Origin of the sequence: Zobellella denitrificans, assembly GCF_002407485.1 — a bacterium.
GTDB classification, from domain to species: Bacteria; Pseudomonadota; Gammaproteobacteria; order Enterobacterales; family Aeromonadaceae; genus Oceanimonas; species Oceanimonas denitrificans.
Genome location: NZ_CP012621.1, coordinates 1687412 through 1711414 on the forward strand (window position 1 = coordinate 1687412; position 24003 = coordinate 1711414).

A 24003-nucleotide genomic window follows, 5' to 3' on the forward strand; every position below is an offset into this window, starting at 1 on the left:
CTACAAGAATAGTGATGTCTTTTCCCCTGCGCAAGAGCTCCGCCAGCGCCCCACCACAGCAAGGTGCCAATCTGCAGTTGTCTTCGATGCGAGGGGTTATGGTTGCTCTTTTTTACGGGTGGCGTCGTCCAGGCTGAGCACCGTCAGGGCATTGGCCGAGCTGGTGGCCAGGGTGTCGATCACCCCAGTGCGCAGGGCGCCAAGGATGCCGGCGGCCTTGGTTCTTTCGCTGGCGATGGCGATGACGTCCGGGATCCGCGCCAGATCGCCGATGGTCAGCCCGATCACCCGGCCCTGCATCTTGGTTTGGGAAGTCTGGCCATGGATGTCGATGAAGTCGTACCCCATCATGTCGCCCACCGTGCCCAACAGCCGGGCCTCGGCGATCTCCTGGGGGGAGAACCAGCCCATGCGCACCATGTTGCTGTCTTCGCTCATGTCGCCCACCCCGATCAGCGCCATGTCGGCGCGCCGGGCCCGATCCAGGGTCTGGCGCACCGTGCTGTTTTCCAGCAATTGCTGGCGCAGCTCCGGGTGTTGCACCAGGGCGGGAGCATAGAGGGTTTCGCTGTCGCCGCCGAACTTGGCGGCCAGGCGGCGGCAAATGTGATCCGGGTTCATGTACTCGCCGGCCTTGAGCGAGCCGCCGATGGCGCAGACGAAGGAGCATTTGTAGCTGTTGTCGGTAAACACATTGTCGGCCACCGCGCCCACATTGCGGCCCATGCCCACCGCCACCACGCTGCCGTCGCTGAGCTGACGGGTGAGGTGATCGGCCACCAGCGACGCCACCTCCGAGCGCTGGCGTTCGGGGTCTGTGTGATCCAGGGCGATCAGCGCGCGCTTGATGCCGAAACGTTCAATCAGCGCCTTTTCGATATCGGCGCTCACCGAGGGGTGGTGGCGCACCCGCACGTCGACGATGCCGACCGCGTGGGCCCGCTTGATCAGGCGGCCGACCTTGATGCGGGACATGTCCAGGCGCTGGGCGATGGCCTCCTGGGTCTCGCCTTCCACGTAATAGAGCGTGGCGATTTCCGTCATCAGTGCGATTTCCGCGCTTTCCTGCCGATCCAGCATATGAAGATTCCCCCTTTTTATCCGGCGGTCATTCTACATCAGGCACTTAAGTAACAGAAGCCGGTCGCACGGGTGTTTGTGACATAAGTTTTTATTAATAACTAATGATGTGCTGATTTATGGCGGGTCATGGCCTTGATTAGTCATTATTTTGACGATTTTTGCGGTTTAACTGTGATTTTAGAATGTTTGTGGGATTTCATCAGAATGCGTGCTTTGTTCATTTGTTTTTATCATTGACATTTGTTTGGTGGCGGCGCTACCCTGTGTTCGACCAGCAAGGTGCGCGGCAGCCTGCCGGCGCCATATCTTGAAGGGAGGCTTTAGATGGATCAGGACCTGCTCTACCGCCTGAGCGCGGTGACCGAGGCCGCGGCTCTGGCCGGCTACGCCTGGCTGGGCCGCGGCGACAAGAACGCCGCCGACCAGGCCGCCGTGGTGGCCATGCGCGACTTGCTCAATCAGAGCCCGATCGACGGTCGCATCGTGATCGGCGAGGGGGAAATCGACGAGGCGCCCATGCTCTATATCGGCGAGCAACTGGGACGGGGCGGTGTGGCCGTGGACATAGCGGTGGACCCCATCGAAGGCACCCGCATGACCGCCATGGGCCAGGCCAATGCGCTGGTGGTGCTGGCGGCGGGAGCCAGGGGGAGTTTTCTCTCGGCACCCGACATGTACATGGAAAAGCTGGTGGTGGGGCAGGGGGCCAGGGGGAGTATCGATCTGCAGCGCTCCCTGGCCGACAATGCCCGGGCGGTGGCGCAAGCCTTGGGCAAGCCGTTGTCCGAACTGACGGTGGCGACGCTGGCCAAGCCCCGCCACGAGGCGGTGATTGCCGAGCTGCACCGGTTGGGGGCACGGGTATTCGCCTTTCCCGACGGTGACGTGGCGGCCTCGGTGCTGGCCTGCCTGCCCGATACCGGCATCGACATGATGTATTGTATCGGCGGTGCGCCCGAGGGGGTGATTTCCGCCGCGGTGGCGCGCAGCCTGGGGGGTGACATGCAGGGCCGACTGCTGCTGCGCAGCGAGGCCAAGGGGGCGAGCCCCGCCAACGACGCCGCCAGTGAGCAGGAGGCCCGTCGTTGCCGGGAGATGGGCGTGGTCGCGGGAGCGGCGCTGACGCTGGAGGAGATGGTTCGCTCCGACGACATCGCTTTCCTGGCCACCGGCATCACCGGGGGCGAGCTGCTGGAAGGCGTCCGTCGCTACGACGATGGCCGGTTGACCACGGAAACGCTGGTGATCTGCGGCCAAACCAAGGCGGTGCGACGCATCCGCGCCCAGCACTGAGGCGGTTCGGGCGGGACCTGCCGCAAGGTGCGTCCCTTGTCCGCATGGCCCGGGGCTGCACAGCCATAGGCTGGGTGCAATATTGGTTTAAAACTTGGGCGCCGGTGTCGTACAATGCCGTGCCGCCAATGCGGTGTTTTATTTTATTTACTTATTCTCAGGGCGGGGTGAAAGTCCCCACCGGCGGTATGTTGCAGCAGCCCCATGGGTGGCAACGAGCCCGCGAGCGCCCGGCCTGTGGCCGGGGTCAGCAGATCTGGTGAGACGCCAGAGCCGACGGTGATAGTCCGGATGGAAGAGGATAAGGGAGCCGGCCTCCGCCGCCCCAGGGCGGCGGTGTCGCATCGTCGTTTTGCCGGTATCCTGAAAGGCTTTCCCTGGCGGAAAGCCACTGTTCCCATGCCCTGGTTCTGGTAGCAACAGGAGCTTTTACCATGAATCAGTTTGTTCAAAGTCCTTCTCTTTTAGCCGAATTCGGTACCCCCATCGAGCGCGTGGAACGCGCCCTGCTCGCCCTGCGAGCCGGGCAGGGCGTGCTGGTGGTGGATGATGAAGACCGGGAAAACGAAGGGGATCTCATCTATGCGGCCGAGAGCCTGACTTCTGCGCAGATGGCGCTGATGATCCGTGAATGCAGCGGCATCGTCTGCCTGTGCATCACCGACGAGCTGGCCCGCCGGTTGGAGCTGCCGCCCATGGTGGTCGATAACTCCAGCAAGAACCAGACCGCCTTTACCGTCAGCATCGAGGCCAAGGAAGGGGTGAGCACCGGCGTGTCCGCCGCCGACCGGGTGACCACGGTCAGGACCGCCATCGCCGACGGCGCCCGGGCCGCCGACCTGGCCCGTCCCGGCCATATCTTCCCCCTCAAGGCCCAGCCTGGTGGAGTATTGAGCCGGCGCGGCCACACCGAAGGCACCGTGGATCTGATGAAACTGGCGGGGCTCAAGCCCGCCGGGGTGCTGTGCGAGCTGACCAACGAGGACGGCTCCATGGCCCGGTTGCCGGAAATCGTGGCCTTCGGCAAGCGGCACGACATGCCGGTGCTGACCATCGAGGACATCGTCCAATACCGCAGCGAACTGCTGGCCGAGGCCGGCTGAATAAGGGGGCCGGCGTAAAATTCGAGGCCGCTCACCAAGGGTGGGCGGCTTGTTGCCAGAATGTATCGGCGACCCAATGGTGGGGGTAGGGCCTCAGACCTGGCGAGATCTCGGCCTTGGCATAATGCGTTTCCTGAGTTTGCCGTTGATGTTTAATGCTATTTCGGGGTTTGGGCTCGTGGTCGAAAAGTTCGCCAAGCTGAGGAACTGACTATGCTGCTGCATGGCTGGGAATGAAAACGGTCGCGGCGGCGGCTTTCAACCAGAGTAATAAACACTGTAAGGGGCAGATGATGAAGATTAGAGCGGTCGTGACTGATATAGAAGGTACAACGAGCAATATCGAGTTTGTCCATCAGGTGCTTTTCCCCTATTCGAAGGAGCACCTACCTGCATTTGTAAAGGCATACTGGACCGATCCCGAGATCAGGCCCTACTTGGCGCAGGTAGAACAGGAGGTTGGTTCAACTGAGCCGGATGTCGTCATCGGGAAGTTGCTGCAGTGGGTAGAACAGGATGTCAAAGCTACACCGCTAAAGGCGTTGCAGGGGAAAGTCTGGAAGCAGGCCTTCGAGGAAAAGCTGTTTACCAGCCATGTATATGCCGATGCCTATACGCACATAAAAGGCTGGTACGAGAACGGTATTCCTGTCTATGTTTTCTCGTCGGGGTCTGTTGACGCACAGATTGGCATCTTCGGACATACCGTTGAGGGAGACATGACGCCGTTTCTGAGCGGCTATTTCGATACCGAAATAGGCGCAAAACGTGAATCGGTCGCCTATCGCCACATTATCGAGTCGATAGCTTGTGAAGCCGGCGCAGTCCTCTTTCTATCGGACGTTGTTCAGGAGTTGGATGCGGCTGCAGAGGCAGGCATGCAGACCTGCCTGTTGATCCGCGGTGACAGTCCGGATAACGCTGACAGACACCCGTCAGTCAGCAGTTTTGATGAGCTGGATGCCGTATTCGAATTTTAATAGGAAGGTGGCTGCTCCCTTTGTCGGGCGGAGCAGCCACAGATTCAACAATCAGAGTTTCACTTGATGCTTTGTTCGCAGAAGCTCAATGCTTTTTTTTACCTCGTCCAGTCTCACTGATTCCGGCCACCCCAGCGCCGCTGCCACAATAGCGGATATTTCCTCTATTCCTGCAATATCGAGATCGCCGCGTACTGCAAGCGCTGTCCGGCGAATGAGCAGATCATCCAGGTGCACGACCTGTTCGTGACGCGCTATCCAGTCGAGCTCGGCCGGACTGTATGCGGTGCCCGACTCCAGCTTTTCTTTCCGGTTCGTTGTGCTTTCTTGTTGTGCTATCGCTGCTGCCCTGGTGCCGTAACGCTCCAGCAGTTGTTGGATACGTACTTCGGTCAGGCCGGTGTTGTCGGCGAGTGCTCTGATCCAGTCATGGCGCTCATGGGGTTCAGGGTAGCCGGCTCCTCCGCCGATGCTGAGTTGCCGGGTCGAGCACTTGCGAGGATGTTTCAGCTCTTCAAGGAGCGTATCGGCTACCTCTTCGGCAAAGCCCCGGAAAGTGGTCCATTTGCCACCGACCAATGACAGTATTGAGAAGGGCCGCTCCGGAGTGGCGTCGATGCGAGGAGCTGAGTGATCACGACTGATTAATCCAGGCTCCCTGGCTTGGGAGCGGGGCAAAGGTCGTATTCCGGAATAGGCATAGACGATCTGCTCTTGAGTGATCTGGGTTCCGGGTAGAAGGGCGCGCACGCTGTTGAGAAAGTATTGCAGTTCGGCTTCGGTACAGCCTACTTGGTCGGGATCGTCATGGGGGATATCGGAGGAGCCGAGGATCAGTCGCCCCAAGTATTCGAAGATCAGGCAGATACGACCGTCATCGGCTTCGAAGTAGATCATCTGATCCTTCAGTTGTTGCGCCAGCTCAGGATGGTCAATTATAACGTGTGAGCCCTTGGTACCGCCTATGAGCGTGCTTTGGACGCCAATAGACTGATTCACCTTGTCAATCCAGGGACCGGCCGCGTTGACCACGATTTTCGGCTGCACACGGTAGCGCTGGCCGCTATCGCCTTGCAATTCGACGATACCCGATGTCTGACCGAGTACCCGGGTATAGTTCAAGGCCCGAGCTTTGGGATTGGCACCGAGTCCATCCTGCACCAGCTCCAGCACCAACCGTTCGGGGTAGTTGACTTTCGCATCGTAATAGACGCCGGCCGCGACGATGCGATTCGTCAGGTTGGGCAATATGCTCAAAGCCCGTTTTTTGGAAAGCATCCGGTGTCTGGGCATGACCCGATTCTGGGCGCCAAAATAGTCATAAAGCCTGAGTCCGATCTTGACGAGCACGGCGCCCCGACTCCGGGGGGCCGAGGTGCTGCCAAACAGGGTACGCAGTGCCGCCGTTGTTCCCTTGAACCAGGAAAAGATGGGAATCGTCGTCTTCAGGGGATGCACCTGATGCGGTGCGTTTTTAAGCAGCAGGTTGCGCTCTAGTGCCGATTGGGCGACCAGTCGCAACTCGGCTGTTTCCAGGTATTTAATGCCCCCATGGATCAGTCGTGAGGGCGCAGCGCTGGTGCCGGAGCCGTAATCGCCCTTGTCGACCAGCATCGCTGTGATGCCCTGCTCACAGAGGTCTCGGAACAGGCCTGCTCCATTTATCCCGGCGCCGATAATCAGTACATCGACCGGAGTCGGTGCACAAGGCTCTGATATAGAGGGTGAAGTTGCTTGCATCTTGATTTATCTGCTCCTGGTTCAAAGTCCCTGTGGCATGGGGTGCGACGCCAGCGCATCCCAGATTGGCTGTAGTTGCTCCGCTGCCTGACAGAAAATTCGGTAGCGAGCATCGAAGAGTTCGGTGCGTTCGGTTCGAGGCTGATAGGTATGCCTGAGAGTGCTGAGCTCCCTGGGATCGCAAAAAGCGCTTTCGAACAGGCCGGTTGCTGCGCCACCACAGAGGGCAGCCCCCCAGGCAGCGGGTTCCTCCGTCGTACTCACATCGACAGGCAGACCCAATATGTCGGCAAACATCTGGGCAATATTGGTGTTTCTCGAGATTCCACCCGTGAGATGAATATGCTGGATTGGAAAGCTGCCCTGGAGCTTTTCCACGTGCCAGCGGTGGTTGAACACTATCCCCTCGATTACTGCCTTCAGTAGTGTGCCTCGGTCATGCCAGCCATGAACGCCCAAGAAACCCCCACTGCTGTTGCCACCAAATGGTGATCCGAAAAGATAAGGGTGGAATAGAGTGGCGCTGGGCGCTTGCATCGCCGTTGTCAATTCGTCGTTCAGGCGTTGGTGAATAGAGACGGATACTTCTCGTTCCGATGCGAAAAAGGTATCTATAAACCAGTCGTAGTTGGTGGCCGAGGCGGGCGAGATCGACATACAGTGCCAGAGTCCGGGCTCGATGGAATTACGGCAGAACCAGCCTGGGTCCAGCTTGGGTTGATCGGCGAGGACCTCGTTGATGGAGTAGGTTCCGGCCACGATAGTGGCATTGTGCAGACTATGCCCCCCAATGCCCAAGGCCGATGCCGTCACATCGTGGAGGCCAGCGGCAACCGGTGTACCCTCAAGCAATCCGGTTTGCCCGGCGGCTTTTGCTGTGACCGCTCCGACGATCTGGGCCGACGGGGCCATCTCAGGAAGTGCTGAATAGAGTGAGTCAAGGCCATAGAGCTGCAGGATAGCGCCGTCGTATTGTTGGGTTTCGACGGCTGTAAACGATGTGCTGGCTTCGGTCATGTCTGTGCCCAGCGAACCGCTCAGGCAATAGCGCAACCAGTCCTTGCAGCTCAGTATGGTGCCTATCTTCTTGTAGCGCTCCGGCTGGTGCCGCTGTATCCAGCTCAGTAAGGCGGAAGGCGCCGATGGGTGAGGAACCTGGCCGGAGAGCGTTATTGCATCCCTGTCCAGGCCCCGCTCTCGCCATTCGCAAACGATCGGGTGAGCGCGGGTATCGAGAGAGAGTATGCCGGGGCCAAGAGGATTTTGCTGGTGGTCGAGCAGATAAACTCCGTCTCCATGAGCTGTTACCGAGACCACGGCTATATCCGATGGCCGGCATCCGCTGTGATGAATGGCTTCCTTGATAACCTCCGCGGTTTGTTGCCACAGCATGTGCATATCCCGCTCGACCCGGTGGGGTTGCGGCAGCAATTGTGGCAATCGCCGCCTGGATACTGCCACTGTGCGACCGTTGCTATCGAAAACCGCTGCCTTGGTGACGGTCAGTCCGCTGTCTATTCCTAGGATATATTTCATGTCACTCCCCGTTGTGAACAGAGTGTAAAGAGCCCAGTTTGGCGATGCGGACCTCTATGCCCTGGTTTCGTATCTTGTCTATCTCACTTTCAGGGGTCAGTTCATCAACGATTACTGAGTCGAAGTCAGCCAACGCCAAATAGCGGTACAGCGCTCTTCTTTCGAATTTGGTGTGATCGGCCAGCAGAATGCGCCGGCTGGCAGAGTCATACATGGCCTTCTTGGTCTCAACCATTTCGGGAGACTGATGGAAGATCTGGCCGTTGACGATGGCTGACATGGAAACGAAACACAGGTCGGCACTGAGCATGGATATTTCGTGACGGGTAATCTGACCGAGAAAAGCGTTGCACCAGCTCTGGTATTGTCCTCCCAGGCTAATCAGGTTGATGTCGCTGCTGTCTTTCATTTCGTTAATCAGCGACAACGAGTTGGTTATCACGGTCAGGGGAGCCTTGCCGGGGAGCAAGCGTGCCATCTGAAACACAGTGGTCGAATCGTCGAGAAACAGTGATTGGCCAGGCTCTATGCTTTCAACGGCTGCCTTGGCAATGGCTTGCTTTTCTCTCAGTTGTCGGGAGGAGCGATAAAGGTCGCTGGCTTCGACCAAGCTGGTGGGTGTTGCTGAAACGATGCCTCGTCCCTTGCGCAGCAAGCCCCGTTCTTCTAATTCATCCAGATCCCGGTGAATGGTCATCAGGCTGATACCGAAACGCTCAACGAGATCTTCAATACGCACTGAACCTTCCTGGATCACTGCCTCTACAATCAGTTGTCGACGCGTAAGCTGCCTGGCCTGACGGCTATCGGAGGGGATGACGTCATTGAAAATGAGATCGAGTGCGGGGGCATTTTTTTTTCTGGTCATTGCTATATTCCGCATAACTTGATCCAGACCGGGAATGCTGAAACAGTTGCTGAAGCAGCAAAAAAGGAAGGTGCCCACAGGGCACCTTCAGGTCGGATCACTGGGTAAGAACGAAGGGGGAGGTGTATTTGTCGACGTTGTCGGCCGTGACGATGACACAATCGAACAGTTGCTTCTCTCTATCGACGCCGGTACTGCCGGTACGCAGGTAGTTGTCGGCTTGGCGTACGGCGGCTTCGGCAAACACTGCGACAGGCTGCAGGACGGTGTATTCCAGCTCTCCCGCCCTGATAGCATCAATTGCATCAGGGGAGCCGTCGAAGCCGCCAACCTTGACCTGAGACAGCTTGCCCGCTTCTTTAAGGGCTGCGATGGCACCCAGCGCCATTTCGTCATTACCGCTGATGACGCCGGTGATATTGGGGTTGGCCTGCAGCATCGACTGCATTTTGGTATAGCCCTGGGTGCGATCCCAGTTGGCGATGTCGCCGGCCACCCGGACCAGATCGGGATATTGGCTAAGAACCGTAACGTAGCCGTTTGAACGTGTGTGCGAGTTGTTATCGGATGGAGCCCCGAGCAGCTCTACATATTTTCCGGTATCACCCATGCTTTCGACCCATTGCATGGCACCGAGTTCTGCCCCCTGTGCATTGTTCGATACCAACTGGGCTTTGGCCAGCCCTTCTTCGTTGATCTCGGCGTTGATCAAGAAGACGGGAATGCCCGCGCTATGGGCTTTGCGTACGGCACCGATAGAGCCGTCCGCATTGGCCGGGTCAAGAATGATCGCTTTGGACTTGTTGGTAATTGCAGTATCAATCAAGTTGCTCTCGGCGTTGGTATCCCCCCGGTGTGCAGCAACTGTGGCTTGGTAGCCCAGGCTTTCTGCAGTTTGTTTAGCGACTTCTCCCTCGGTGCGCCAATAAGGGTTGGAAGGATCATTGACGATGATTGAAATAAGTCCATCCGCCCAGGCCGAGGTGGTCATTAGCGACAGGGTTGCAGCCGAAACTGCCAGAAGACGTTTAGTGTATTTCAACATGCTGTAAACTCCATTTTGGTTTTTCGATTGCCGAGACTCGGCGGGTTTTCCTTACCCGATCCGGCGAGCCGCACAGGGTATGAATCAGTTTTTATGTCAGCTGCTTTTACCTTTGCGTTTGTACTGCAAGCTATTCAGCAGAACAGCAAGGACAATGACTGCTCCCGTGAATACGGTCTGCCAGTAAGCAGAAACACCGATGATCACGAGACCGTCAGACAGGAAACCGATAACAAATGCGCCAAGCAGGGTGCCGCGGACGTTACCGCGTCCGCCGGTCAAGGCTGCTCCGCCAATGACGACAGCCGCAATCGCTGTCAGTTCGTAAGTGGTACCGGCGGTAGGACCTGCCGAGGTCAGCTGTGACGACAGCACCAGACCTGCTATGGCTGCACAGATGCCGGACAACATATACACGACAATCTTGACGCGCTTGGTGGGGATACCAGACAGCTCGGCTGCGCGCTCGTTGCCGCCAGAAGCATAGAGCCAGCGGCCGAAGGCGGTACGACTGAGCATTATCCCGCAGAGAATGGCGACTGCCACCATGATAATCACACTGATGGGAATGCCGGCCAGTCGGTTGAAACCAAGCCAGTCAAAACCGGTATTACCGAGCTCTTCCGCGCCTGCGAGTTTATTGAAAGTCAGGCCATCGGTCATCAGCAAAGCAGCACCTCTGGCGACATAAAGCGTGCCTAATGTGGCGACGAAAGGGGGAACGCGGAAATGAGCGATCAGAACACCATTTATGATGCCGATGGCGGCGCCCAACATACAGGTGAGTAATGCGACAACCCAGACCGGCGGATAGAGAATAACCCCCATGGCATCAACCTGTACTCCTTGCATCAGATAACCGGCAAACACACCGGAAAGACCAAGGGTAGAGCCTACGGACAGATCGATACCACCGTTGAGAATGACCAGCAGCATGCCGATTGCGAGCAGCCCGAATATAGCCACGTGCGAAGACATGATGAGCAGGTTATTCACCGTTAAGTAGTTCGGTGACATTAAAGAAAAAACGATGATGATTGCAATAAGAGCGAAGTATGCTCGTCCTTCGAGTAGCAGACGGCCGATATTCAGACTTTTTCCGGTCTTACTCTCTGTCTTATACATTGCTTGACTTCCAATAGTAGCTGTCATTTTTTATACCTCGCATGTCAGAATGTATTAGTGGACTACCGATTCACCGGAAGCCGCCATGATCTCTTCTTTAGTCACGGATGGACCAAACTCAGCAGCTATGCGACCGCGATGCATCACGATGATGCGGTGTGCGATGCTTAGGCATTCTCCGACCTCTGAGGTGGAATAAATGACAGCGAGTCCGGATTTGGCTCGTTCCGCCAATAACTTGAATACCTCGGCTTTGGCCCCGATATCGATACCTCGGCTGGGCTCGTCCAGCAGCACCACGCTGGGATGAGTGGCCAGCATCTTGCCAATGACCACTTTCTGTTGATTTCCGCCGGAGAGGGAACCTATCTCCGCCTCACCGCCGGCAGTCTTGACGGTAATATCACGGATCATGGTGTCGATGATCCGTTGCTCATCTTTCAGCGATGTTACGAGCCGGCGGGTAAAGGCGCCGATACTGGCCAGTGAGAGGTTCTGCCCGACACTCATGGTCTGTACCAAACCGTCGCGCTGACGGTCTTCGGGCACCAGAACCAGGCCTGCTTGAATACGCTGTCCGATCGAAAGACCGGAGACTTCCTGACCATGCAGCAGTACCTGGCCGGAGGAGGCTTTGAGCCGCCCGCCGATGCATTCCATGAGTTCGGTTCTTCCTGCCCCCATCAGACCATAGATACAGACAATCTCACCGGCACGTACATTCAGGGACAAGTTATCGACCAGGTTGTAGCCGCCACTTTCGCTGGTAACGCTCAGGCCCTTGATCGTCAGAGCATTTTCTCCCATCTCATAACCGCTCGGAGGGGATCCCAGATCGAAGTTTTCGCCGACCATATGGCGGACGATCCACTCCAGATCGATATCCTTCCGCTGGGCGTAGGCGGTCATGGTGCCATCGCGCAGCACGACAGCATGATCGGTAATCTGCAATGCCTCTTCGAGGTGATGGGATATGTACACGATGGAAACACCGCGGCTGGTCAGGTCGCGAATCACCTTGAACAGCACCTCAACTTCGGACGCGCTCAGGGCTGAGGTGGGTTCGTCCATGATCAATACGCGAGAGTTAACCGACAGGGCGCGCGCAATCTCAACGATCTGCTGCTGTCCCAGGCGTAGTTCCTCCACGGGCGTGAGGGGGTCAATATCCTCTTCCAGCTCTTTCATCAACTGCCGCGTCAGTCGCTCTTCCTCCGCGTAATCGATACCCGAGGCTGTCATTATCTCTCGGCCCATGAAAATGTTGTCGCGGACATTGAGGTTGGGGGCCAGGCTTAGCTCCTGATGAATGATGGAAATACCCCGCTCCTGAGCTTCGGAGGAGGATGAAAAGGCCACCGCCTCTCCGTCCAGCAGGATGTCACCGGATGTCGGCGTCACAACGCCCGACAGGATCTTCATCAGCGTGGACTTCCCTGCTCCGTTCTCTCCGAAGAGCGTAGTCACCTGACCGCGATGAATATCGAAGTTTACCCCCTTCAACGCATGGGTATTGCCGTAGGACTTGGCAATGTGACGTGCAGCCAGCACTACCTCTGTCTTATCCGGGCGCTCGCGAGGGATTTCCCTTACATCACTTGCATTAATACTCATTTGACTTCCAGCCTTACTGGAGTAACCAGCCAGTTATTTGTGTTGATCAACTTGAACACACCTGTCACCTCAACTGTTTTGCCGGTCAGTGATGAGGTGTCGATGGACGCCAGGACTTCGTCTTTCATCGCCCTGTTCAGGGCAGCCCCTACGTCCTGATATTCGATCTGGTTCTTGAATTGACCGAACTCGATAGTGCCTGTGGCGTCACGGATGTCCGTTCCGTGAATGGCGGGCCCTGTCTGAATCCGTATTTTCTGACCGTCGGGCATGCCTTCCACATCCACGTAATAAATGCCTGCATTACCGCTGCCTACTGTGCCGCTGAAGGAGACGGGAATCACCGAGCCGGCACCGGCGCTGACACCATACTTCTGGCCAGCCGCAGCCTTGTCGAGCTGGATATCCTCCCACAGCACCCTGGCATCGACGGCATTCTCGAGAATGTGATGTCGGATCCGCGGAAACTCTTGCTGACCATAGGCATCGGGCGAGAAGGCTTGCTGGCGGATGTCTTGATCCGAGCCTAAAACGATCACCTTGGTGTCCAGAGCCATGGCCGAAACGAGGACGGCTGCAACGGCTGCTCCTGCGAACAAGCGGCGACGGGATTGGGACGCTAAGCGTTGAGACAATTCAGTTTGCATATTGAGTACCCATCTGACACAGGCATGAGGAACTCTCTGCCTGACAAGAACGAATGATGTGTTGGCCAACTGCTGCCCGATGAGGACGCCTCAGCTTGGGCAGAGGTGAACAGGAATGAATAGACGCGGGGCGATGCATGTGCAGATTTCTGCACTCACCTTGAGTGCGCCCTGGGTGTAGCGGTGAACTTTGTACTACGGATATTGAACTCGTCTGGATCATTGCTATTTGTCTCGTTCCAAGCTCAAGCATGCTGTTTGTCTGTGATTTTCAACGAGCAAACCTAGTCCGCGCAGCATCCTTGCAATGTGTACCAAGTGTTAAGTTAACGTGAAATTCTCCGTTTACAGTCGGATAAATCACATTGGCTGTCAATGAAATTTTTTACATTGATGGATAAAAATATCACTGTTGTTTTAGCCGTGTGAGCTCAGTCAACTTTTCTGGCCCTGGCATTTCTATAGCCAGTAGCTGGTCGTATGGTGCTCTAGGTCATGCTTGTTATATTTAATAAATTAATTAAAAAACAATTTGTTATGTTTATTTTTGATCGTTTCTCACGAGTCGTTCTGGTGGTCATAGGCTAGTCGGTTGTCGATGGTGGTGCCGGAGCAAGCGACGAGCTGAGGGGGACGAGGGGGGAAACTTTGGGTTGACAGTAGATGGGTTAGTGGAAATAATTTACACACATGTGAAAAAATTTCAGTCTCTGTGTTATCTCTGTGAGAGCATTCTCCGGATGTACCCAGCGGCTTCCATCAACTCCTGGGAGTCAAGATGATCTACCTCAAGCGACATAGCTGCTTTTTTTGGCAGAAGCCGGCAGGAGAGCAGTCCCTATGAACTCTGCAGATATTCTTATCGGCATCGACGCCGGTACATCCGTTATCAAATCCGTCGCCTTCGATACCCGTGGCAGGCAGATAGCCGTCGCCTCGGTGCGTAATGAGTATCGTACCGGAGCGGGGGGAATGGCCACCCAGGACATGGTACGCACCTGGTGTGATTGTGCGCAGTCATTGCGGGTGTTGGCCGAGAAAGTCCCGGGGCTGGCAGAGCGCACACTGGCGGTATCTGTCACCGCACAGGGTGACGGTACCTGGCTGGTAGACGCCGAAAACAGGGCGTTTACCGACGCCTGGATCTGGTTGGATGCGCGCGCGGCACCCACCGTAAGAGATCTGAACGGTTCTTATTTATCCCGAAAACGGTTCGAAGCCACGGGCACAGGACTGAATGCTTGTCAGCAGGGCAGTCAACTGGCTCATATGGCCAAGCACGAACCGGCATTGCTGGCTAGGGCCGATTGCGCGATGCATTGCAAAGATTGGCTCTATTTGAATCTTACCGGAGTGCGTGCGACAGATCCTTCCGAGGCTTGCTTTACCTTTGGTAATTTCAGGACCCGTCGCTATGAAGACAGCGTAATCGAAGCGCTGGGGTTGACAGCCCATCGTTCACTTCTGCCCGATATCGTCGATGGTTCACAGGTCGCGCATCCATTGTCGGTTGAGGCTGCCAGAATGACCGGACTCAAGGCGGGTACACCGGTATCCCTGGCCTATGTCGACATGGTGATGACGGCGCTTGGCGCCGGTGTCCACACGGGAGAAGAGGGGGTAGCCTGCTCGGTGATCGGCTCTACTGGCGTGCATATGCGTTCTGTCGCCGCGGATCGAGTGTACCTGAACCCTGAAGGGACGGGTTATGTTATTGCGTTGCCTATTCCGGGGCGCGTTACTCAGGTTCAGTCCAACATGGCGGCAACCCTGAATCTTGATTGGCTACTGAACCTGGCGGCAGATCTGCTCACTTCGGCGGGCCTGACAAGCAACTTGAGCGATCTCGTACCCAAAGTCGATCAGTGGCTGGCTCAGTCCCCAACGGGACAACTTCTTTATCACCCCTATATATCAGAAGCCGGTGAACGAGGCCCCTTTGTCGATGCCCATGCCCGCGCCAGTTTTGTCGGACTTTCATACCAGCATCGTTTCCCCGATCTGGTGCGTGCCGTTGTTGAAGGGCTGGGGATGGCGATGCGTGATTGTTACAACGCCATGGGGCCATTACCCAATGAACTGCGATTGAGTGGCGGTGCGGCTCGCTCGCCTCAGATACGTGCCATCCTGGCTGCCTCACTGGGGGCGTCTGTTCGAGTGTCGGCGCGGGAGGAAGCGGGCGCGGCGGGGGCGGCGATGATGGCGGCGGTTGCCAACGGTATCTACGACTCAATGGATGCTTGTATTGCCGATTGGGTCAGCCCATTGCTCGGTGACGTCGAAGCCGCCAAGGCGGAGCTAACGTCCCGCTACAGTGACCTCTTCACCGAATACCGTGAAGTTCGCGAATCACTCTCCGGGGTATGGGGACGGCTTGTCAGTCAGCAACACCCATCTTCGAGCGAATACAGCAAGTCCCAAGTTTCCGATTCGGATCAACGGTCGGCATCGGAATTAAAAGGAGCAAAGGAATGAATACAGAACAGATGGTGGATATCTTCGTCATTGGCGGTGGCATTAACGGTGCTGGCATTGCTCGTGACGCGGCAGGACGAGGCCTGTCGGTGATTCTGTGTGAGAAGGACGACCTGGCAGAGGGCACTTCATCCCGCTCCGGCAAGTTGGTGCACGGTGGCCTGCGTTACCTGGAATACTACGAGTTTCGTCTGGTTCGCGAGGCACTTATCGAGCGTGAGGTGTTACTGAATTCTGCCAGCCACATTATCTGGCCGATGCGCTTCGTACTGCCACACAGCAAGCAGGATCGTCCTGCCTGGCTGGTGCGTTTGGGATTGTTTCTGTACGACCACCTCGGAGGGCGCAAAAAACTGCCGGGTACCCGTACGCTTGATTTGCACCGTGATCCCGAGGGGGCGCCGATCAAGGATACTTATCCCCTGGGCTTCGAGTATTCCGACTGCTGGGTGGATGATGCCCGGCTGGTGATCCTGAATGCATTGGATGCGGCACAACGGGGAGCGCAGGTGTTGACCCGGACCAGTTGTGTCTCGGCACGCCGGGACAGAGGTTCCTGGCTGGTGACGACTCGCAACGAGGTCACCGGTGAACAACAGCAGGTGCGTGCCAAGGTATTGGTGAATGCCGCAGGTCCCTGGGTCCGGCACGTGATTGATGATGTGGCCGGGGCCAGGAGCAACCGGAACATTCGCTTGGTAAAAGGTTCCCATATTATCGTGCCTAAATTCTGGCAGGGTCAGCAGGCCTATCTGTTCCAGAACCACGACAAGCGCGTGATTTTCATCAATCCCTATGAGGGAGATAAGGCGCTGATCGGCACTACGGATATTCCGTACGAGGGTCGGGTCGAGGAGGTGACTGCAGACGAGAGTGAAATCGAATACCTGCTGGCGGCGGTTAATCGCTACTTCAAGGAGCAATTGCGTCGCGAGGATGTGATCGAGACCTTTTCCGGAGTACGGCCACTGTTTGATGACGGCCAAGGGAACCCATCGGCAGTTACCCGCGATTACGTTTTTGATCTCGACGAGACCGAGGGGGCGGCGCTGTTGAATGTCTTTGGCGGCAAGATCACGACTTTCCGCAAACTTTCCGAACACGCACTGCAGCGTATCGCCAAACTGTTCCCGAGCATGGGGCCGGATTGGACCCGCTCGGCAACGCTTCCGGGGGGCGACATTCCTGATGCGGATTATGTGCAATTTCTCGACAGTCTGCGCCAGAAATATGCCTGGCTTCCGCGTAGCCTGCTGGACCACTATGGCCGTCTCTATGGCACCATCACCGGACAGATCATCGGTCAGGTACAATCACTGAAGGGACTCGGCCAGTACTTCGGGGCCAACCTGTATGAAGCCGAAGTGCGCTATCTGGTAGAGAACGAGTGGGCGCAGACTGCAGAGGACATACTGTCGCGGCGGACCAAGGAAGGGTTGCGTTTGAATGACGAGGAGAAGGCAAAATTAGAAGCCTGGCTGTTTGATCACTATCCGCTCAAGGCTGAAGTGAGTCTGTCGGCGGTATCCTGATTATAGAGAGGTAGATTGAATGGCACTTACGTTAGCTCTTAACACCAACCCTTTGGTTAACCGTTTTGCAGACCCGGATGATTTGATTGACACCGTGGCCCATCAGATCAAGGTTCGGGATCTGCAACTGACCCATGAGTTCATCAACCCCAGTTGGCCTGCATCCGTCATCAGGCGCCTGACAAGGCAGATGAAGTCGGCGCTGGATCGCACCGGTGTCAGAGTCACGTCGGGAATGACCGGCCCCTATGGCCGACTGAATCACTTTGGCCACCCTGACGCTGATGTCCGGCGTTACTACGTGGACTGGTTCAAAACCTTCGCCGATATTACCGCCGATCTCGGTGGCAAGGCGGTCGGCACCCAGTTCGCAATTATGACATATCGGGATTTTGATGATCCGGGGCGCCGTGAGGCGCTGATCCGGATCGCGATCGATTGCTGGTCCGAAGTGGCCGAACATGCAAAAGCGGCGGGGTTGGAGTATGTCTTCTGGGAGCCGATGAGCATTGGCCGAGAATTTGGTGAGACGATTGAGAGCAGTATGGCTCTGCAACGGCGTCTGAACGATGCTAACATGGCAATTCCCATGTGGATGATGGCGGATATCGATCACGGTGATGTAATGTCCGAGAACCCGGAGGATTACGATCCCTATGCTTGGGCCCAGGCTGTGCCGCGCGTATCTCCGATTATTCACATCAAGCAGAGCCTTATGGACAAGGGAGGGCATCGCCCCTTTATCGCTGAATACAATGCCAATGGCCAGATTCAACCAAAGCCTCTGCTCGAAGCGCTGGAACGGGGCGGTGCAGTGGATAACGAGATCTGTCTTGAATTGAGTTTCAAAGAGCGTGAGCCGACAGACCGCCAGGTTGTGGCACATATCGCGGAGAGTGTGGCCTTTTGGGCTCCTTACCTGGATTCAGGTATAGACAGGCTTAACATTTAACGTTTGGGGCGGAAGTGGGTTGTGCCTTGACCTTCATCTGTGTCAGCAGGTGAAGGTTTTTTTCTGCTGCCCAGGAACGCATAGTCAAAGGAAAGAGCCTTGATCAGAAATTTTGGTTTTAGCATGGCGACTGAATTGTGCTTCGGTCGCGGAGAGGTAGCCACCCTGCCTGCTCGGGTCACGGTGCTTGGCAAACGCGTGTTGGTAGTACGGGGGCGTAATGCCGAGAGAACCGCGTCTGTCATAACGGGGTTGGAAGAGGCAGGGCTGGTGCTGAGTACTTTCGTTGTCGAGCGGGAGCCGGATATCGATCTTATCGAAAAGGGAATAGAGCAGGGGCGCCATCACCGCGCTGAACTGGTTTTGTCGATAGGTGGTGGTTCGGTGATCGATGCCGGCAAGGCATTGGCGGCGATGATTCCAAGCCCTACCCCTCTGCTGGATCACCTTGAGGTTGTTGGCAAGGGGTTACCGCTCAATATTGAACCACTGCCATTGGTCGCCGTGCCCACCACCTCCGGCACCGGCGCCGAACTTACCCGTAACGCGGTGATCGATGTTCCCGAGCACTGCCGCAAAGTCAGTTTGCGAGATAGACGCCTGCTGCCGAGGCTGGCGCTTGTGGATCCTGCCCTGACCGATAGTACCCCGTATCGGGTGACCCTGGCATCCGGTCTTGACGCCATCACCCAAGTGATCGAGCCGTTTATTTGCAAGCATTCAAATCCGATGACCGACGTGCTCTGCCGAGACGCCATCCCTCGCGGACTCGCGGCGTTGCGCCGTTTGATGCAGAGCGAAGACGTCAGCGCGCGCGATGAGCTATCATGGGTCAGCGTGTGTGGCGGCATGGCGTTAGCGAATGCGGGTCTCGGAGTGGTTCATGGACTGGCCGGACCTATCGGCGGTATCAGCCATGCTCCGCACGGTGCTATCTGTGGTGTCCTGTTGCCTCATGGCTTGATGATGAATCTGAACAGGGCCAGAGATCCCGAAATCGTGAACCGTATCAACCAGGTCGTCGCATGGATATCGGCTGAATTCGGTTTCCGTACGGAAAGAGCCCTGAACGACTTTGATCTGTGGATCAAGGATTCGGGCCTCAAGGGGCTGGCCTCACTGGGCGTTACCCGTGCGGACAGGCTCGCCGCTGCTCACGCTGCCGCCAGTTCTTCATCGATGAAAGCGAATCCGGTCGCACTCACGGAGGCAGACCTGATCGAGCTGTTGGAGGCTGCAGTTTGACCGGCCATTGCCCTTTAGCGGCAAAGCCAGAAACAGTCATGCATTGCCTTGGGGATAAATTGACAACGAGTACCAGATGGAAAAATTAGATCTCAACCTTGACAACGAAGAGTCTCTTGCCATTCGCGCCGCCTGGCTGCACTACGTGGGTGGTTTGACCCAGGCGGCTGTCGCGAAACGCCTGGGTCTGACTTCCGTGAAGACACACCGTCTGATAGCCAGGGCGGTTGCGGATGGCGCAATCAAAGTGACGATCGATGGCGAAATTACCGAGTGCGTGGGTTTGGAAAATCAGCTTTTGCGGACTTATGGCCTCAGCTATTGTCAGGTTGCGCCGGATCTGGGGGAGGAGGGCATACCGCTACGTGCCCTAGGACAGGCGGGCGCAGGTTTTCTGCGGCAGCAACTGGCCAGCAGGAAGCCAATGACGATCGGCCTTTCGCTGGGGCGCTCATTGTCAGCCTCTATTTCTCATATGCCTCGAATGGAGGCCCACGATGTCCGTTTTGTCTCCCTTATCGGCGGACTTACGCGAGATTATGCGGTAAACCGGGATGACGTCCTTTACTGGATGTCGAGCAAGACCGGAGCGCCTGCCTACATTATGCCCGTACCGTTGTTGGCAAATACGGTCGAAGACCGTGAAGTCCTGCTCTCTCAGAGAGGTGTTCGTGATGTGTTTGCCATGGCCGAACACGCCGACGTCAAGCTGCTGGGTATAGGCACAGTGGATACGACAGCTCAGTTGGTTTCGTCTGGGACTATATCCCGTGAAGAAATCGAGGAGATTTCGGCAGCCGGTGGTGTTGGCGAGGCTGCGGGCCACTTTTTCGATAGGTCGGGAAACTTGCTGAATACCCGTCTGACGGCTCGCATTCTGTCGATTCCTTTCGCTACCAACCCAGAGGGGCAGGTGGTCGCGGTTGCGGGTGGTCCCGGAAAAATCGACGCCATTCGTGCAATACTGAAAAGCCGCATTCTGACGGGGCTGATCACGGATGAACGCACGGCTCAGGCCCTGCTCGGCTAGCGCCGACTCTGAATGAATATTCCGGCATAACCAGGTGCTGACCATTTGGTCTTCGCTCTCCGATATCACCAGGGGTGAATAACGACCTTGCCGGAAGTGAAGGCCGGCAAGGTCGGACCGACGCCTCGGATCAGATAATTGTCTGTCCGGTTTGTGCCCAGTCTCGCTCGAACTGAGCCAGTCCCTTGTCCGTCAGGACATGATTGACCAGATTGCGAATGACATCAGGCGGAATGGTGGCGACATCGGCGCCGGCAATAGCGGCATCCTTGACGTGATTGGCACTGCGTACGGAGGCGGCAAGTATCTCGGTATTGAAACCATAGTTGTCGTAGATGGCGCGGATCTCGCGAATAAGCTCCATACCATCGATATTGAGGTCATCCAGACGTCCCAGGAACGGGGAGATATAGGTTGCGCCTGCTTTAGCGGCCAGCAACGCCTGGTTTGCCGAGAAGCATAGGGTGACATTGGTTTTGATACCCTTCTGGCTGAAGTGACGACATGCCTTGAGCCCGTTCAGTGTCAGCGGAAGTTTGATCACGATGTTGCTTGCAATTCGCGCCAGATGTTCACCTTCGGCGATCATGTTTTCATAGTCCATCGAGGCGACTTCAGCCGATACCGGGCCCTCTATCAGATCGCAGATTTCTGCGATAACTTCGAGGAAATTTCGGCCTGACTTGGCAATCAACGAGGGATTGGTCGTAACCCCGTCCAACAGACCATAGCTGTTGAGTTCTTCGATGTCTTTTACGATTGCGGTATCAACAAAGAATTTCATGTTTTCTCCTTATCAGTTAGTCAGCAGGGCCTTGGCGCGGGCGATGATAGCCTCGCCGGTGATGTTGAACTTTTGGTACAGTATGTCGGCGGGTGCTGAAGCACCGAAACCGTTCATGCCGATAACGTCTTCTTCGCTGGCAACGTATCTTGTCCAGCCAAACTTGCCGGCCGCCTCGACTGCGATGCGCGGGGCCTTTCCGAGTATCTCGTCGCGATACGCTTTTGGCTGCTGTTCGAACAGGTCCCAGCAAGGCATGGATACAACGGTGACACCGACACCCTGCGCCTGCAGGGCTGCAGCAGCTTCAACAGCCAGTGCCACTTCGGTTCCGGTTGCCAGCAGGGTCAGATCTCTGTGCTGGCCGCACTGGCGGATGATGTAGGCACCGCGTGCGCTAAGGTTTTCATCTGTGACCTCGGTACGCAGTTGAGGCACGTCCTGCCGCGATAGTGCCATTAAGGAAGGTGTTGTACGGCTGCGAATCGCGATGTCCCAGCATTCAAGGGCCTCGACTGCATCCGCGGGACGAAAGGTGTGAAGGTTAGGCATAGCGCGCAGTGAGGCGAGATGTTCGACCGGCTGGTGGGTCGGACCGTCTTCACCCAGCCCTATGCTATCGTGTGTCATTACGTAGATGGTGCCTATACCCATCAGCGCCGAGAGACGAATGGCGTTGCGGGCATAGTCGGAGAACACCAGAAAGGTTCCGCCGTACGGGATAAAGCCGCCGTGTACCGACAGGCCGTTCATCGCTGCCGCCATGCCGAACTCACGCACGCCGTACCCGATATACCGCCCCGGCCGTTCTTTGGTGTATTGGCTGTCAACCGCGTTAACACGTGTCAGGTTGGAGCCGGTCAGGTCGGCGGAACCACCGATGAGTTCGGGCAGGGCAGGGGCGAGAGCTTCCAGTGCCAACTGACTGGCTTTGCGGGTAGCTATCTTCTTTGGCTGTTGGAACAGGGCATGGCGTGCCAGCTTCAGGGCCGTGGCGTACTCCTGCGGCAGCTCTGCCTTTAACCGGCGATTGAACTCGGTTGCCACATCCTCGGGCCGACACGCCAGTCGGCTCTCCCATTGTGTTCGTGCTTCGCTGCCGCGTTTGCCGATATCCAGCCACTGCTGGCGCAATGATGGCGGGATGACGAAGGGCTCCGCAGACCAGCCAAGCGCCGTCTTGGCCAGGGCTGCTTCCTCGGTACCTAACGGAGAACCGTGGGATGAAGCCGAGCCTGCCTTGTTGGGGGAGCCGAAGCCGATCACTGTTTTCAGCGAGATAATAGAAGGCTTGTCCGTTTCTGCTTTTGCAGCCTGGATCGCCATATCGATCGCTACGGGATCATGGCCGTCACACCGATGTACATGCCAGCCGCAGCTTGTGAAACGTCCCAGAACATCCTCAGAAAAGGAGACAGAGGTGGGGCCGTCTATCGTAATTTCGTTATCATCGTAAAGCACGATCAGCTTGCCCAGGCCCAGGTGACCGGCGAGGCTGGCCGCTTCTTGACCGATCCCTTCCTGTAAACATCCGTCACCGAGGAACACGTAAGTGTGGTGATCGACGAGATCGTCACCGAACTCGCTCGCCAGTCTTCTCTCGGCGATGGCCATGCCGACGGCTCCGGCAAAGCCCTGCCCGAGGGGGCCCGTTGTTGTTTCTACCCCCGGGGTGTGCCCATATTCAGGGTGACCAGCAGTGATGGAACCCCACTGCCTGAAGTTGCGCAGCTGCTCCTGCGTCATGGCTTCGTAACCTGTTAAATGTAACAGGCTATATAACAGCATGGAGGCATGGCCATTGGATAGCACAAAACGGTCCCGGTCCGGCCAGTCAGGCTGGCTGGCGTCAAACTTCAGATGTTTGCGGAAAAGCACAGTTGCCGCGTCCGCCATCCCCATGGGCGCCCCCGGATGACCAGAATTCGCGGCCTCTACCGCATCAATAGAGAGTGCACGTATGCAGTTGGCGAGAGAGAAATTCTCCGGATCCAGCTTTGCTTTGGCTTCAACTGTCTCTGAAAGTATCATGGTTTGTTATCCTATAAGTGATTTGTTAGGAAGTCGGCGTACAATATAACATCAAAACATAACAAAATAACAATCCTAGCATTGAAAATGTTTCAATTAATGTTAATAATACACTTGCAGCGTTGCCTGACGGGTTCAGGCAGGAGAGTCCGATGAAGAGGGAAGAGCGTAAACAGCTGATCATGGAACTCTTGGGAGACAAGGGGGGGGTGGAGGTTGAAGACCTCTCACAACGCTTCTTCGTGTCGAAGATGACCATTCATCGTGATCTGGATGAGCTGGAACGGGAAGGCGTGTTACGCAAGGTGCGTGGTGGGGCTACGATCGAAGCGGGTATGCAGTTCGAGAGTGATTTCCGATTCCGAGAGCGGCAGGGAAGTGAGGATAAGGAGTTGATTGCACGTAAGGCCCTGGAGCAGATCGAGCCTGGGATGACCGTCATGATCAACGATGGCTCCATGGCTGCCGTGTTGGGATCCATGCTGCCTGAGAAGAGACCGCTTACGGTGATCACCAACAATGCTGCCATCCTGGACTGCTTACGTCATGAGAGTGGGATCAGCTTGATCGCGTTGGGAGGGTGTTACTCGGCCAAGTTCAATGGATACTTTGGCGTTCTGACGGAGCAAAACCTGGCCAGTTTGCGAGCCGATATTGCCTTCCTATCCACCCCTGCGGTATCAGGCAACAAGGCATTTCATATGGATGGAGAAGTGGTAAGAGCCAAGAGAGCAATGCTTAAGGGGGCTGCGAAGTCTTGTTTGATGGTTCACCACGGGCGTTTCGACAGGGTCGCTCTGCACTTGCTCGCCGACCTTGAGGAGTTTGACACTATCATCACCGATCAGTTGCCCGACCAGAAGGTATGCGGCGAGCTGGACAGAGGTGGTATCAAACTGACAGTAGCAAATCACTAGGAT

19 protein-coding genes and 1 riboswitch are annotated in these 24003 nt (G+C 56.4%); of the genes, 9 read left to right on the top strand and 10 right to left on the bottom strand.

Going from position 1 to position 24003, the window contains the following annotated elements; translation table 11 throughout:
- Nucleotides 1–96: 96 nt before the first annotated feature.
- On the bottom strand, nt 97–1080 hold the full coding sequence (locus tag AN401_RS08050) for a sugar-binding transcriptional regulator (protein ID WP_096779044.1): 984 nt from the start codon (nt 1078–1080) through the stop codon (nt 97–99).
- 327 nt (nt 1081–1407) lie between these two features.
- Between AN401_RS08050 and glpX the strand changes: the two genes are divergently transcribed.
- From glpX to mtnC, 3 genes are all read left to right on the top strand, one after another.
- Nucleotides 1408–2376, top strand: coding sequence for a class II fructose-bisphosphatase (glpX, locus tag AN401_RS08055; RefSeq protein WP_096779045.1), 969 nt, complete (start codon nt 1408–1410; stop codon nt 2374–2376).
- Between the two features lie 149 nt (nt 2377–2525).
- A riboswitch (FMN riboswitch) is annotated at nt 2526–2683 on the top strand.
- Between the two features lie 127 nt (nt 2684–2810).
- On the top strand, nt 2811–3479 hold the full coding sequence (ribB, locus tag AN401_RS08060; RefSeq protein WP_094038464.1) for a 3,4-dihydroxy-2-butanone-4-phosphate synthase: 669 nt from the start codon (nt 2811–2813) through the stop codon (nt 3477–3479).
- A 233-nt stretch (nt 3480–3712) separates the two neighbouring features.
- Entirely contained in the window at nt 3713–4459 is a 747-nt protein-coding gene (mtnC, locus tag AN401_RS08065) for an acireductone synthase (protein ID WP_198401847.1), read from the top strand.
- A 51-nt stretch (nt 4460–4510) separates the two neighbouring features.
- On the opposite strand, the gene AN401_RS08070 is transcribed toward mtnC, so the two are convergent.
- From AN401_RS08070 to AN401_RS08100, 7 genes are all read right to left on the bottom strand, one after another.
- On the bottom strand, nt 4511–6199 hold the full coding sequence (locus AN401_RS08070; protein WP_096779046.1) for a glycerol-3-phosphate dehydrogenase/oxidase: 1689 nt from the start codon (nt 6197–6199) through the stop codon (nt 4511–4513).
- A gap of 21 nt (nt 6200–6220) precedes the next feature.
- Nucleotides 6221–7735 (bottom strand): FGGY-family carbohydrate kinase, encoded by a 1515-nt coding sequence (locus AN401_RS08075; protein ID WP_096779047.1) that lies wholly within the window; start codon nt 7733–7735, stop codon nt 6221–6223.
- A gap of 1 nt (nt 7736) precedes the next feature.
- The gene (locus tag AN401_RS08080; RefSeq protein ID WP_096780334.1) at nt 7737–8603 is read right to left on the bottom strand and encodes a DeoR/GlpR family DNA-binding transcription regulator; all 867 of its coding nucleotides are present in this window, start codon (nt 8601–8603) and stop codon (nt 7737–7739) included.
- A gap of 97 nt (nt 8604–8700) precedes the next feature.
- Nucleotides 8701–9648, bottom strand: coding sequence for a D-ribose ABC transporter substrate-binding protein (locus AN401_RS08085; protein ID WP_094038467.1), 948 nt, complete (start codon nt 9646–9648; stop codon nt 8701–8703).
- Between the two features lie 96 nt (nt 9649–9744).
- Nucleotides 9745–10773 carry an ABC transporter permease gene (locus tag AN401_RS08090; protein WP_094038468.1) on the bottom strand — a complete coding sequence of 343 codons (1029 nt, stop codon included), beginning with the start codon at nt 10771–10773 and terminating at the stop codon, nt 9745–9747.
- A gap of 54 nt (nt 10774–10827) precedes the next feature.
- The gene (locus AN401_RS08095) at nt 10828–12387 is read right to left on the bottom strand and encodes a sugar ABC transporter ATP-binding protein (protein ID WP_094038469.1); all 1560 of its coding nucleotides are present in this window, start codon (nt 12385–12387) and stop codon (nt 10828–10830) included.
- Entirely contained in the window at nt 12384–13034 is a 651-nt protein-coding gene (locus AN401_RS08100) for a DUF2291 family protein (protein WP_094038470.1), read from the bottom strand. The genes AN401_RS08095 and AN401_RS08100 overlap by 4 nt, the downstream gene beginning before the upstream one ends.
- 840 nt (nt 13035–13874) lie before the next feature.
- On the opposite strand from AN401_RS08100, the gene AN401_RS08105 reads away from it, so the two are divergent.
- From AN401_RS08105 to AN401_RS08125, 5 genes are all read left to right on the top strand, one after another.
- Nucleotides 13875–15509: an FGGY-family carbohydrate kinase gene (locus AN401_RS08105; RefSeq protein ID WP_096779048.1), complete on the top strand. Its 1635-nt coding sequence runs from the start codon at nt 13875–13877 to the stop codon at nt 15507–15509.
- Nucleotides 15506–17041 carry a glycerol-3-phosphate dehydrogenase gene (locus AN401_RS08110; RefSeq protein ID WP_096779049.1) on the top strand — a complete coding sequence of 512 codons (1536 nt, stop codon included), beginning with the start codon at nt 15506–15508 and terminating at the stop codon, nt 17039–17041. Before AN401_RS08105 ends, AN401_RS08110 begins: the two co-directional genes overlap by 4 nt.
- Nucleotides 17042–17060: 19 nt before the next feature.
- Nucleotides 17061–17993, top strand: coding sequence for a sugar phosphate isomerase/epimerase family protein (locus AN401_RS08115; protein ID WP_096779050.1), 933 nt, complete (start codon nt 17061–17063; stop codon nt 17991–17993).
- A 99-nt stretch (nt 17994–18092) separates the two neighbouring features.
- Nucleotides 18093–19238 carry an iron-containing alcohol dehydrogenase gene (locus AN401_RS08120; protein ID WP_198401848.1) on the top strand — a complete coding sequence of 382 codons (1146 nt, stop codon included), beginning with the start codon at nt 18093–18095 and terminating at the stop codon, nt 19236–19238.
- A 76-nt stretch (nt 19239–19314) separates the two neighbouring features.
- Nucleotides 19315–20268: a sugar-binding transcriptional regulator gene (locus AN401_RS08125; protein WP_094038475.1), complete on the top strand. Its 954-nt coding sequence runs from the start codon at nt 19315–19317 to the stop codon at nt 20266–20268.
- Between the two features lie 130 nt (nt 20269–20398).
- Here the strand turns inward: AN401_RS08125 and fsa are convergent, their stop codons facing one another.
- The gene (gene fsa / locus AN401_RS08130) at nt 20399–21052 is read right to left on the bottom strand and encodes a fructose-6-phosphate aldolase (RefSeq protein ID WP_094038476.1); all 654 of its coding nucleotides are present in this window, start codon (nt 21050–21052) and stop codon (nt 20399–20401) included.
- 12 nt (nt 21053–21064) lie between these two features.
- On the bottom strand, nt 21065–23083 hold the full coding sequence (gene tkt / locus AN401_RS08135) for a transketolase (RefSeq protein WP_094038477.1): 2019 nt from the start codon (nt 23081–23083) through the stop codon (nt 21065–21067).
- A 152-nt stretch (nt 23084–23235) separates the two neighbouring features.
- On the opposite strand from tkt, the gene AN401_RS08140 reads away from it, so the two are divergent.
- The gene (locus tag AN401_RS08140) at nt 23236–24000 is read left to right on the top strand and encodes a DeoR/GlpR family DNA-binding transcription regulator (RefSeq protein WP_094038478.1); all 765 of its coding nucleotides are present in this window, start codon (nt 23236–23238) and stop codon (nt 23998–24000) included.
- Nucleotides 24001–24003 lie beyond the last annotated feature (3 nt).